The sequence below is a fragment of the Pedobacter sp. W3I1 genome (assembly GCF_030816015.1).
Taxonomy (GTDB): domain Bacteria; phylum Bacteroidota; class Bacteroidia; order Sphingobacteriales; family Sphingobacteriaceae; genus Pedobacter.
This window is the reverse complement of sequence record NZ_JAUSXN010000001.1, coordinates 5,992,529-6,006,846: the sequence shown is the minus strand read 5'-3', so window position 1 is coordinate 6,006,846 and position 14,318 is coordinate 5,992,529. Positions and strand designations below refer to the sequence as shown.

8 protein-coding genes are annotated in these 14,318 nt (G+C 38.6%); all 8 read left to right on the top strand.

Annotated features, from left to right (window positions below):
• The first annotated feature begins 7 nt into the window (after positions 1–7).
• Entirely contained in the window at positions 8–3,154 is a 3,147-nt protein-coding gene (locus QF042_RS24530; protein ID WP_307532781.1) for a SusC/RagA family TonB-linked outer membrane protein, read from the top strand.
• 11 nt (positions 3,155–3,165) lie between these two features.
• Positions 3,166–4,686 carry a RagB/SusD family nutrient uptake outer membrane protein gene (locus QF042_RS24525; protein ID WP_307532780.1) on the top strand — a complete coding sequence of 507 codons (1,521 nt, stop codon included), beginning with the start codon at positions 3,166–3,168 and terminating at the stop codon, positions 4,684–4,686.
• Between the two features lie 19 nt (positions 4,687–4,705).
• On the top strand, positions 4,706–5,446 hold the full coding sequence (locus QF042_RS24520) for a fasciclin domain-containing protein (protein ID WP_307532779.1): 741 nt from the start codon (positions 4,706–4,708) through the stop codon (positions 5,444–5,446).
• Positions 5,447–5,479: 33 nt separating this feature from the next.
• Complete coding sequence (locus QF042_RS24515) at positions 5,480–7,099, top strand: DUF5008 domain-containing protein (RefSeq protein ID WP_307532778.1); 1,620 nt, start codon at positions 5,480–5,482, stop codon at positions 7,097–7,099.
• A gap of 36 nt (positions 7,100–7,135) precedes the next feature.
• Positions 7,136–8,839, top strand: coding sequence for a DUF4983 domain-containing protein (locus QF042_RS24510; protein ID WP_307532777.1), 1,704 nt, complete (start codon positions 7,136–7,138; stop codon positions 8,837–8,839).
• A gap of 30 nt (positions 8,840–8,869) precedes the next feature.
• Entirely contained in the window at positions 8,870–10,306 is a 1,437-nt protein-coding gene (locus QF042_RS24505; protein WP_307532776.1) for a PA14 domain-containing protein, read from the top strand.
• A 13-nt stretch (positions 10,307–10,319) separates the two neighbouring features.
• A complete protein-coding gene (locus tag QF042_RS24500; RefSeq protein ID WP_307532775.1) occupies positions 10,320–11,162 on the top strand; it encodes a PKD domain-containing protein in 843 nt (280 codons plus the stop codon).
• Positions 11,163–11,369: 207 nt separating this feature from the next.
• Positions 11,370–13,844 (top strand): glutaminase domain-containing protein, encoded by a 2,475-nt coding sequence (locus QF042_RS24495; protein ID WP_373459108.1) that lies wholly within the window; start codon positions 11,370–11,372, stop codon positions 13,842–13,844.
• The last annotated feature ends 474 nt before the right edge of the window (positions 13,845–14,318 follow it).

Below are 14,318 nucleotides of genomic sequence, written 5' to 3'. Positions count from 1 at the left end.
TAATATTATGAAAAGAAATATACTTTTATATACATTACTTATTGTATGTATAATATGTGGTACGAATGCCTATTCGCAAGAAAAAAATATTATTGTAAATGGTAGGGTTCTGGATAAAGATACCAAACAGGGGGTGCCAGGCGTATCGGTTATTTTGCAGAGCACAAATAAGGGCTTAACGCAAACCAATGGCGATGGAAAGTTTTCGGTTAACGTACCTGTTGGAGGAACACTTTTATTTAAATTTTTAGGTTACAACACCTCATCAGTTAAAATTACTGATCAAACCAATATTACAGTTAACATTAGCGAAGACCGTAAAGATCTGAGCGAGGTAATTATTGTAGCTTATCAGAATAGGCCGAAAGAAACTACTGCGGGTTCGGTAACCGTGCTAACCAATAAAGATGTAGCCGATGTTCCTGTATCCAATATAGAAACACTTTTACAGGGTAAAGTACCGGGATTAAATATCCAGAACAATACCGGCGCGCCGGGTTTCAGAGGATCGGTTCAGCTTCGTGGTTTGTCGAGTTTAAGTATATCTGGTAGTGGTAACGATTCATTTTTACAACCTACATCACCATTATATATTATTGATGGGGTGCCTTTAGATGCGGATAAAGCAGCAGAGTTTGGTTTTCAAACACAGGGCCCCGGGGTGAGCCCACTTTCGCTAATCCCTCAGGAGGATATCGAAAATATCCAAATCCTGAAAGATGCGCAGGCAACTTCCATGTATGGTTCGAGAGGTGCTTATGGCGTAATCATCATTACTACAAAAAGAGGTAACTCGAAAGTGCCGCGTATTAAATATGTCTCGAACTTTTTCGTTAATGCACCGCCTAAATTACGCGAAACATTAGGTGGTAATTCTGAACGTCAATTAAAGATTCAACAGATTATTTTAAACGCGCAGACCCTTAATCAAATCAGGGGGATTAGCAATACACCTTTCCTTGCCGACAGTTTAAACGCATATTGGAACAATTCCACTGATTGGCAGGATGTGTTTTACCAAACTACCTTTAACCAAAGTCATAACCTGGCTATGGATGGCGGTGATCAAAAGTTCAATTATAAAGCCAATATGGGTTATTATTCTGAAAAAGGCGTAATTAAAAATACAGGTTATAACCGTTACAATTTGAACATGAACATGGAGTTTAAACCGAATGATAAATTTAGATTTTTCGGTTTTGTTAACGGTTCGGTAGGTAAACAAAATAAAGGTAACGGTGCCGGCTTACTTCAATCGGGTGTAGCTGCAAACGGACAGGCATCAACACTATTACCACCTCCGTCGTTTTATCAGGCATCTGGTGGGGTGTTATCTGCTTTGCAAACGCTGAATGATAATAATTCGAGAAACTTAAGAGCGAATATCGATGCCCGTTATGAATTTATACCAGGTTTTGCGGCTTCATCTACCTTAAGTTATGATTATACTTCAGATACTGAAACAACATTTACGCCAGCTGCGGCCAACGGACAGTTTGCCAAACTTTATGATTATAACGGAAGAAACTTCCAGTTATATAATAGAAACGCGATCACTTACGCTAAAACCTTAGGCGAAAAGCATAATTTCTTTATTAACACATTTAACGAAATTTATAAACAAGGTTCACAATCATCCATAAGCAGACAGGAAAGAATTCCAAACGATCAGCTTCAGGGTCCAATCGGTTACGACGGTTATTACTCAAGGGGTGGTGGGGTTTTAAGTAGTTATAAAAATGCAACAATCGCGTCTTTTGCAGGTTCATTATCTTACGATTACGATAAGAAATATGTTGCTGAATTCTCTTACCGTTTAGATGGTACATCATCAAGCGGTTTGGAAAATCCATATTCTAAAAACTCTTCAGTGGGTTTGAGGTGGAATTTTAATAAAGAAAACTGGTTAACAGATCAAAAATGGTTAGATTATGGTAGTGTAAGATTAACATGGGGCCAAAATATTGTACCTACAGGTAATCTTCAAAGTATTTATGGTATTTATAACCTAAATGGAAATTACAACAATACGCAAACCATTGGTATCGACTATGATTTAATTCCAAATCCTTCATTAAAGCCAACTACTACCAGTCAGTACAATCTTGGTTTTGATTTAGGCTTCCTGAACAGATTCTCGATCGTTGTGGATACCTATTTCAAAAAGGTAGATAATTTATTGTTCGATCGTGTTTTATCAAATACCACGGGTTTTAACAAATTATCGAGTAATGATTTGGGTATCGCTAATTACGGTACTGAAATCAGCCTAAATGTAAAGGCCATCACCAGTAAAGATTTTGACTTATCTTTCTCCATAAACGGAGCGTATAACCGAGATGTGCTGTTAAAATTACCAGAAGAGTATAACGGGCAATATATCCGTTTCGATGGCTCTGGTTACCTGCAACACAATGTTTTCCGTGTGGGCAGAAATACCTTATCAAACTATTTAAGAATTAACCAGGGCGTTTATGGTACCGATGCGGATGTGCCAGTAGATCCGGTTACCGGAAAAAGATACCAAACCAATAACACCTTCTTTTACGGGGGAGACCCGATCTTAAAAGATGTAAATGGCGATTATATTCTGGATGGCAGAGATTACGAAATTACCGGAAACTCACAACCGTTGTTTACTGGTGGTTTATCATTTACCCTGCGGTATAAAAAATGGGGCCTAAATATGTACGCAAGTTATACCGCGGATAGAACAATCTTGAATAACGCTCTTGCCGATCGTATTGCCATCATGAGGGATCCTTTTGCCTTAAACGCGGTAGTACCTTTAGGTGATTTGAATATCTGGCAGGCACCTGGCGATGTGGCTAAATACCCATACCCTTACGATTTTGCCCGTTATGGAAATATTCAGCCATTAAGAGCCGATCAAACTTTATGGCAGGAAAGTGGATCCTATCTGAAAATTAACAACTTAACGCTTTCGTACATGTTCGATAAAAAGTTGATAAGCAGATTTGGACTTGCCAATTTAAGGATATTTGGTTCAACGAATAACTTGATTACATTTTCTAAGTACAGTGGTCCAAATCCAGAAAACGTAACTGCATTAGGTCGCGATATTTCTAACGGTTATCCTGTGCCACGTACGTATAACATTGGTTTAAACTTAGAACTTAATACAGGCAACTAAAAATATTTATTATGAAAAAAGTTATCATTTACACTTTAGTTATCGTGGCGTCTTTTTGCTTGCCTTCATGTAAAAAGTTTTTAAACATACAGCCTCTTGATAAATTAACGGGAAACAACTATTTCCAGTCTAAAGAAGACGTTGTGGCCAATATTTATGATTTATCGAGGATTGTTTTTAGCAAAATAAACGAAACACATTACATTGGTGCGGTTGGTGAATATAGGTCAGGCGAAGTATTGCACGAAAGCCAGTCAGACAACGCGTCATCGCGTGAATTCGTTGAATATTTAGGCAGAAACGATTTATTAAACCTGATCAGAAGAGGACAGCCATGGGATTACTACAATTTTGATAGAATAACAAATTGGACTAGCTATTATAGGGCCATTCAGGGCGCCAATATCTTGATCGCAAAATTAGATGAGGGCGTACCAGGAGTTACCGATACAGAAAAAGGACAGTTTAAAGCTGAGGCTGCGTTTATTCGCTCACTTTGCTACTTTACCATGGTTAGGTTATATGGAGATGTTGTTTATTATACAGATGCGTTTCATTCTACATCACTACCACGTGAAAATTTCGTATCGGTTCTCAATAAATGTATTGCCGATTTAAATAGTCACAAAAATGAAATTCCATTTACCTATAGCGACCCTGCTTTGAAAGGCGTACGGGCAAGTAGGGGAAGCATTATTGCTTTAATGATGGAAATGAATATGTGGAACGCTGGTTTTGACGGGGCTAACGCCAGCAAATATTATCAAGCTACCGCGGCTTTGGGCAAGGAATTGGTAGCGAGTAACGCCTATCGGTTATTGCCACTTTCAGAGTGGTCAACGGTTATTAAAGGCCGTTCCGAAGAAAGCTTATTTGAGTTTTATCAAAGTATAAACTATGGTGATGCGGTATTGAATGTTGCCCCTATTGCCGATATGTTTTTGCATTACCCATACAAAAGGCCTGAGTATACCCACCGTGTAAGTTTTGCTTACTACAGGGGAGAGTACATGCAGAAAATTTTTCAGGATGGCAGCGATAAAAGGATAACAACCTGGTTTAATGAAGATATTTTTTCAGATAATGGAAAGTTTATGTTGTTAAAATATGCCAAGAACTCTTTTATCGTTGGTGAGGAAGACGCCAATCCTGACAACACTTTTATGATTTTTAGGTATGGTGGAGAACTCCTGCTTGCGGCAGAGGCTCTTGCAAATATAAGTGAAGATACCGAAGCCATAAAACTGGTAAACCTGGTAAGAGCTCGCGCTGGTGCATCTCCATATACGCCTTCAAATGGAGACCTTAAAGAATTTATTTTTTACGAACGTTCAAGGGAATTGATTGGCGAGGGCCATCATTACTTCGATTTGGTAAGAACAAAGAGAATTTTAAATAGTCAATATTCTTACAATGTGCTTACATCAGATAAATTTAGTCGTGGTGCCTGGACCTGGCCTATAAGCCCAGATGCAGTGAACAACAATCCATATATGAAACTGAATGAGTATTGGGTTAATGGTGGTAATTAATTATTATAATAAAAGAAATATGAAAAAGCTAATTTTTGCTTGTGCTGCCCTATTGATATTCTTAAATGCTTGTAAAAAAGATGAATATTATCGAGATGGAGGCCTGGCTGATCCTAATTTCAAAGGCAATATGCTTCAATACTTGCAAGCTAAAACGGTACCCTTTGATACTGTGGCCAAAATTGTAAAGCTGGCGGGTTTAGAGAGTACCTTTTCAAATGAGGACTTTACTTTTTTTGCACCTGATGATGAAGTAATCAAAAAAACAATCGGAACAATCAGAACTGATGGATTAAATAATTTCCTTTTTTACTCCGGAAAAGATACCGTTAAAACTTTAGACCAGATTAGTCCGGTAATTTGGAGGAGATATTTGCAACGCTACATGTTTAAAGGGGTGAATAGATTAAAGGACTATCAGCAGATAGATTTTGATGTGAGGAGTGTGTATCCAGGTGGCTTATATTATTCCCTTGCAGGTAATATTTCTAACATAGGGGTAACCTATGCTACCGCAAATAATATCAAATATATTGGATACCGCCAACTCAATTTGACTTATATTCCTGATGCTTCAAAACCAAATGATAATTGGTATATCAATAAGGTATCATCATCTGATATAAAACCCACCAATGGTGTAGTGCATGCCTTGGCCTATAATGATATCGTTGGTGGTGCTTTTTTTGGATTTAACCGGAATGATTTTTTTAGTGATGTATATTTTAGTGGTTTAGCACCTTCTGATCCCTCAAAATAAGTCATAATTGGTTTTACCTCAAGAAATTAAACGATGAAAAAAATTAAATTTATATTCGCAATAATCACTTTGATTGCTTTTAGTTTTCAAGGATGTAAAAAGGCAGACGAAGTGCTGCCCGATCCTTATGCTGATGCAAAGTCACCCCTGGGTGTGGCCATTTCGCAAACCGATATACCTGTTCCGGCAATCGGACTGGTGGGTACAACTGTAACCATCAAAGCTGCTGGTTTTGATAAATATAAAGATCAGTTAAGCTTTATGTTTAACGGCGAAAAGGCCGAAGTGGTTAGTGTAACTGCCACTGAAATAAAGGTTAAAGTTCCCGAAAATGGAAGTACGGGCGTAACTTCAATCGCCATTGGTGACCAATTATTTATTGGGCCAACTTTTACCGTATCCGGGCTTATTCAAATCGATCCTACTTTTAAAGCGATAGCGGGTACAAATGGTTATGTAAGTCAGGTGTACGAAATGCTTGATGGAAGAGCTATTGTTGTAGGTAGGTTTACCAACTTTGATAACAAAGGCGGGGTGGTTCCAATCAATCGAATTGCCCGAACATCCATTGACGGAGAATACGATCGTACTTTCCGTACCGGAAAAGGGGCGAATGGTCCATTATTTAGGGTTTTGGAAATTGGCGGTCGCTTTATTATTGCGGGTAGTTTTAGCGGATTTAACCAGCGTACCGAAAATATCAGCAACATTACCAGTTTGTTTACTAGTGGAGCAATCGACACCATAAAAATCCAAACCAAAAGAAAGCCAACGCTTACCGATACGGTTACGCAAAAATGGTTCCCAAAATTTAATGGTGGTACCAATGGTTATATCAACCGTGTATATGCCCATCAGGGAAAAATTTTAGCAACAGGCGATTTTAGGTATTATGTAAAAAGAACCTATGATAAGTTTAATTATGATTTTTCCCGAGATACTGTAATACTGGACAGTACAGAAATTCGCCAGGTATTGCGCTTTAATTTAGATGGCAGCCTTGATAAAACTTTCCGTTTTAACACTACTACAAATAAAGGAAAGGAAAGTGGAAATGGAAATATCGATAGTTATATGCATACCGATGCCGAGAAATTGGAAAAACTGGTTGTATTTGGCAGCTTTAATACGTTTGATGGTCAACCGGCCAATCGTATTGTTCGCTTAAATCCTGACGGAAACATCGATCCTTCTTTTACTCCCGGTTCAGGGGCAGATAATACCATAAGTTCATGTACCTATAATGCTACTACAAAAAAATATGTAATCACTGGAATCTTTAGCCAATACAATGGTAAACCAGCATTTGGCATAGCGGTTTTAAATGATAATGGAACTTTAGATGAGACATTTGCTTCCAAATCATTTGAAGGTGGTTTTCCTGGTTTCGCCAAGCAGCTTAATAATGGATTAATTGTAGTGAGCGGCAACTTTATTAAATACAATAACGTTACCAGAAATGGTTTTATGGTGTTAACACCGACAGGAACATTGGCAAAAGGATACAATTCTACAGGTCCTTTTAATGGTGGCTTATCTGATGTGATCGAAACTAAATCTGCAGATGGTAAAAAAGCATTATTGTTAATTGGTGAATTCTATCGTTTTGATAATCTACCATTATATCACATTATCAGGGTAACCATCGAATAGTAGATTAAGCTAACCAAAATATAAATTAGGAAGAGTATGATGAAAAAATATAAATTATTGATTGGCTTAATCGCAGCAATAATCACCACGGCCATATTTTCTTGTAATAAGGAATTCGACAGAACAATTAGCGACAAGAATGCCAACGATACCACAACCGTAAAATTCGGTAACCGTAAGGTGCTCTATTTAGTGGTTGATGGAGCAAGGGGGCAATCGGTATTAGATGCAAATACACCAAATATCGATGCGATTTTGCCGCACGCTATCTATAGTTGGGTAGGTTTAAGCGATCCTGATGCAACTGCAAATGCAACCAATTGGGCAAATATGTTAACCGGGGTTAAAAAAGATAAACATAAAGTTACCACTGATGCATTAACGAATAACAATCTGCAGAATTACCCAATTATCTTCAATAGGATTAAAGAGGTAAGTGCAAAATCGAAAATTGTTACCTATACTTCATCAGCGGTTTTTAAATCGTTAAATACAGGAGCCGATGCGAGTAGCTTGGTGGCAGATGATGATGCCGTTAAAGCAGGCTTAATAAGTAATTTAACAAGCGATACAGCTGCTGTAGTTGTAGGCCACTTTACAGGGGTTAATGCGGCTGGTGCAGCTGCCGGATCTGGGTATGATATTTCTTTCCCAGCCTATAAAACAGCCATCGAAAAATTCGATACTTCGGTAGGTGAAATCTTAACAGCATTAAAAAAACGCCCAAACTATAATAATGAGCAGTGGTTGGTTGTGATCGCATCTAGCGCCGGTGGGCCGTATACATTACCTGCAAATGCCGATGACCAAACCATTTTTAGTCAGCCTAAAGCAAATTCATTTGTAATTTATTATGCACCAACCTACAGCAAACGAATTTTAACAAAGCCATTTACGGGTAACAGGTATTTAGGCAAAACCATCCGTTTTAAAGGAGAAGATGTGAGGGCACAGGTTGATGCTGCTGACGCAAATGTTTACAATATAGATGACACTACAAAAGTGACCATAGAACTTAAGGTTAAAAAGAACGAAGACAAATTTTTCTGGCCGAGTGTTTTAGGTAAACGTAACGAATGGTCTGGTGGCCACCCGAGCGTAGGTTGGGTAATTTATTTAGAAGAAGACTATTGGTATTTTGAGTGGCGAGGTACCAAAGATGGAGATTACCACCAATGTAGGGGGGGGAGTTTTACCAAGGGGAAATGGACAAATTTAACGGCAAAAATAGAGGTGCGTAATGGACAAAGGTTTGTTCGTACCTATACCAATGGTAGCTTTAATAATGAGCTCGAAATTACAGGTTCAGGTTCGTTGGCAAATTCGAATCCTTTAAAATTAGGATTTTTAAACGGAAATGGACACGGAGTACCAGATGTATATGTAAGTGACATCCGCTTTTTTAAATTTTCTGTTCCAGATGGAATGATCGGCAACTATGCCTGTCAAACTTCAATCGATCAAAGTCATCCATATTTTAATTTTCTCGTAGGGTATTGGCCCGCAACGGATGGTAACGGTAATATCATGGCTGATTTAAGTTCTCAGGCGCACGACTTTAAATTTCAGGGAACTTATACCTGGGAGAATTTTAACGATTTAATCTGCCCTCCTGCACCAGAAACACTCGCGATATTTGTTCCGCAAACATCAGATATTCCGGCGCAGATTATAAACTGGTTAAAGATTGCCAATAAACAGGCCTGGGGCCTTGATGGCCGGGTTTGGTTGGATCAATAACGATTATCTGATAATTTAAAACAGCATAAAATGAAAAAAATTATATATATCGCATTGGTAAGTTTAAGCATCATTGGTGTTTATTCTTGTCGCAAATCACAAGTAGATGATTTGAAGCTGCCAGATGCTGCCACCCGGAGTATAACAGGCGAGGGTATTGTGGTCGGAAATGTTTCAATCGATAATGAATACGTTAAAGTTCCCTTTAAAATCTCCTTAACCGGGGTGGCAGAAGAAGCTTTTCAGGTAGGTTTAACCTTAAATAACGATACGGTTACACAGTTAATTAACAACGGTACTATAGCAAATGGCGTACTCATGCCGTCTGCTGCGGTGGAATATCCCAATGTAATTAACGTTGCTTATGGAACCGATAACAGCGAAGGTATTGCCATTGTTCGCAGATCGGTATTGGAACGTAATTATGGTAAAAAGGTTGTTTTTGCCTTAAAACTATCAGCTCCGGGCAAAGGAAACAAAATTGCAGCAGGTAAATCGACCATTTTAGTAATTATTAATACTGCAGATCTGTTAAAACAAACTGATATACACTACTTAACTTTAAATGGTGGCGGTATATATAATGTGGTTTATCAGGGTGAATACATTGTAGGACCAGCTGGGGTAACCATTCCACTTATTGTAAGTTTAGAGAATCAGCCGTCTACTGCATTCAATATTAAAATTAAAGAAAATGTAGATACTATTGCCACTTTAGTAGGTAGGGGAACTTTGCCTGCAGATGCGATACATTTGGCTGCCAAGGATTACTCGCTTGATACTTTAGTTCGATTTGCTACAGGGGCATCCAGTGCAATCGTTAGACTTCAGATACCATGGCCGGTTTTTGATGCCAATATCGTTGCGAATAAGAAATTCGCGTTTGCTTTCAGTATTAGCGATGCTACAAACCATGTGATTCATCCTACAAAAAGCAAAATAATCGTGGTAGTAGATCCTAACGTAAATTTAGATAACAACTCTTATATCACGGGAACTGGTACAGGTTTGACAGCAAAATATTATACTAATACGCAATTGGATCCGGATGATGGGCGTGCACCATTTGTGACAAGAATTGATGAAACCATTAACTTTAGTGAGGATGGATGGCCAGACAATGTGAAAAATGCGGCTGAAACTAAATTAAGCCGGGATAACTTTGCGACCAGGTGGACAGGAGAGTTTTTAGCACCAGTGCGTGGTACCTATACTTTCTATCAAACCCGTTGGGATGATGGTGCCAGACTATATGTTAATGGCGTAGCGTTAGTAGACGATTATACCACCCAATGGAATAAAGATTCGCGTAAGGGTACCATATTTTTAGAACGTGGTAAAAGATATAAAATAGAAGCACATCACCGCGAAAATGTTGGCGGGCAGCAGGCTTATCTGGAAATTGAAGTTCCAAATATTTTGTCAAAAAGAGTAATACCAAAATCTCAATTATTTCCAACACCTTAAATATTAATAAGATATGAAAAATAACATAAAAAGATTATTCAGTATTCTATCTCTTTTAATACTTATTGTAATTACAACAGTAAAGTGTAAGAAAGATGCAGAAGAAGTGGTTCCAGTAGTAGATGAACCTAAACCTACAGCTGGTTTTACTTTTGTAAAACCCGATACATTGAAATTTTTAGAATACCAGTTCACCGGAAGTTCTACAAATTATAAAAGTTTATTGTGGCAGTTTGGCGATGACAGTACCTCTGTTGTGGTGAACCCAAAACATACTTACCGTTTCCCGGGGAAATATAAGGTAACCTTAACTACAAGAAATGGTCAGGGTTATACTGCAGCAAAAGAAGTAATGCTTAATGTGGTCGATCCGACCATAAATTACTCCATTTGTGGTGAAAATTACATGAAAACCATTGGCGGTAAATTTTCAGTTAACCTGGAAGCTGGTGCAGGGGCCGATTCTGGTGAAGGCTCCAAAAAACTGGTCGATCAGGATATCAATACGAAATTCCTACAGGCCGGTTTTGATGGTACGCAAAAATGTACCTTCGAGCTAAATACTCCAAAGATAGTGGGTGCTTATACGTTAACCTCGGGTAATGATGCACCAGACCGCGATCCAAGATTCTGGATTTTGCAGGGCTCATTAGATGGTATCCAGTATACCGATCTGCATACGGTTACGGTATGCCCTTGGTTAAATACAAATGAAAAGGATAGCAGAGGGGTTACTAAGCTTTTCCACTTCGATAACTACATTGCTTACAAATTTTACCGCCTTTACATTAAATCGAACAGAGGAAGTCGCGTGTTTCAATTGGCCGAGTGGACCATCAACAAAAAACAACCTTAGTTTATAGGTTTTATGCACAATTTGAAAGATACATGGAGCTTAATCACTTCATGTATTTTTTTGAGGGTTATTTTTAAATGTCATTTAGACAATTAAAAACAGACTTCTTTTGCAAAAAGTAAATTATATTTTATACTTTAGTAAAACGTTTAACCAGCGTTAAATCTAACCAAAATATAACATCCGATTTCAATACACACACAAATGATGAACAAAATCAACACTTTAAAATTCTTAGGCATACTGGGCTGCATGTTTGTAGGCGGGCTGCTAAAGGCACAAGAGCGAAAGGCACCATCTTATCCTTTAATTACACACAATACTTACTTTAGTATCTGGTCGAGCACCGATAAGTTAAACGAATCTTCTACCCAACATTGGACGGGTGCCGATCATTCTCTTTTAGGAATGATTAATGTTGATGGTGGTATTTATCGCTTTTTAGGTAAAGAAACCACTACCTATAAAACGGTTGTACCTGCTTCAGATGAAAAAGGTTACGAAGTAAAATATACAGAAACCGAACCTCAGGGCGATTGGAAGGCTGCAAACTACACCGCCAGTAACTGGCAAACAGGTAATGCACCAATAGGAGATGATGCCAAAAATGTAAAAACATTATGGAAATCGCACGATATATGGGTAAGAAGAGCATTTAACATCGCTAATCCTGCATCAATAAACGAACTGTTTTTAAAGATCAATCACGATGATAATATTGAGGTTTACCTAAACGGGAAGAAAATCTACACCAAAGAAGGCTGGACCAATAATTTCCAATATATTGCCTTAAGTAATAGCGATAAAAGTGCTTTAAAAGCCGGATCGAATGTAATTGCCATCCACCTGATTAATACTGCTGGTGGTCGTTTCCTCGATTTTGGTTTGGTAGAGCGTTTAAAAGATAATGCCGAAAAAGTACAGGTAGCTAAACAAAAAAGTGTTGATATTAATGCCACACAAACCATTTATAACTTTACCTGTGGTAAGATTGATTTAAAATTAACTTTTACCTCTCCCTTGTTAATGAACGATTTGGGTTTATTTGCACGCCCGGTTTCTTATGTTTCCTACCAGGTAAAAGCAAATGACGGTAAAACTCACCAGGTAAAAATATACCTCAGTGCGTCATCAAACATTGCGGTTTATCGTCCTACGCAAGAAGTTACGGCAAGTAAATACAACACAGCTAAATTATCGGTATTAAAAACGGGCACAGTAGAACAGCCGGTTCTTCAAAAAGCAAGTGATGATATGCGGATTGATTGGGGTTACTTTTATGTAGCTGCGCCAAAAACAAGCAATGCCATTCAGTTTGTAACGGCCGAAAAAGATGCTGCCGATGCTTTTAGGAAAGGCAATTCAGCTTCAACCGCTAAGCAGGGTAAAATGCTTGCATTAAATACCGTTATCCCTTTTGGAACAGTAGGTAAAGCCGCGGTAGAAAAATATGTTGAACTGGGTTATGATGAAATTTATTCGGTTCAATATTTTAACAAAAATTTAAGACCATGGTGGAATACCTCAGGTAAAGAAACCATTGAAGCACAACTAACCGCCGCTGCAGATGAGTACAAAACCGTGATCCAGAAATGCGAGGCCTTTAACCAAACTTTATATGCCGATGCTTTAAAATCGGGTGGTAAAGAATACGCCGATTTATGTGTTTTAGGTTACCGCCAGAGTATTGCAGCGCATACTTTGGTAAAGAGTCCACAAGGTGAGATTTTATGGTTATCTAAAGAAAACAACAGTGGTGGTTTCATCAACACCGTCGATGTAACTTACCCTTCGGCACCATTGTACCTGATTTATAATCCCGAGTTATTACAAGGCATGTTGAACGGTATTTTCTATTTCAGCGAAAGTGGAAAATATCCTCACCCTTGGGCAGCTCACGATTTGGGAACTTACCCATTGGCAAACGGACAAACTTATGGTGAGCCAATGCCGGTTGAAGAATCGGGTAATATGATTATTTTAACTGCTGCAATTGCCAAAGCGCAAGGAAATGCCGATTATGCCAAAGCACATTGGAAAACCTTAACCACATGGGTTGATTATTTAACCAAGGAGGGTTTAGATCCAAAAACACAATTATGTACCGATGATTTTGCTGGCCACCTGGCCCGCAATGCCAATTTATCGGTAAAAGCGATTGTAGGTATAGCCTGTTATGCGCAGATGGCCCAAACATTAGGTTATGATGATGTAGCCAAAAAATACAGGGCTATTGCCGAAAGTATGGTGCCGAAATGGATTGAAATGGCCGATGCCGGCGATCATTATGCCTTAACTTTTGATAATAAAAATACATGGAGCCAGAAGTATAACCTGGTTTGGGATAAGGTACTAAAGTTAAACCTGTTTCCGCAAAAGATATACGAAACAGAAACCAAATATTACCTGACTAAACAAAATAGATATGGCATTCCGTTGGATAGCAGAAAGGCCTACACTAAAAACGACTGGATTTTGTGGACCGCTACTTTTGCACCAACACAAAGAGAATTCGAGGCTTTGGTTCACCCGGTTTACAAACATGCTATCGAAACCGAATCGAGAGTGCCATTGAACGATTTTTATGATTCAAATACCGGTATCCGCGATAATTTTAAAGCACGGAGTGTAGTGGGCGGTTTTTATATGAAAATGCTTGCCGATAAATTAGCTGGCAAATAATTTACCCCTCAAAATGAATAATTAAAGGCTCTGTATCTGGTTACAGGGCCTTTTTCATTCCCCTCTTCAGAGGGGTGTCCGTAGGACGGGGTGTTAAACTTAGCCTATCAGTTAGTGTTTCGCTGACGAAATAAAGTATATTCCTATTCCTTGGTCTGTGTCCCCACAGACCGAAATTGACCATATTATATACACAAGTAAAAAAACTATTTAGTAGCTATTAGAATTAGGAAATGATTGGCTTGTGGTTCTTGGCAGGCTTCAGTCCCGCTTTACGCTTTACTCCGTTGCACTACGTGTTCGCTCCAATCTGGTTTAGTAACAATGGTTTTGCTCCTGCAACCCGTCAAATGACATTCTGCTGTGGCCACCTAGCCCCGGTTGCAGCGTTACCCTGTAGCAACGAGGTACGAGGAAGCGAAGCGTATAAGCGTAAAACGGGAAGGCATTTACTGATTTGCAGAGGCCTAGCGC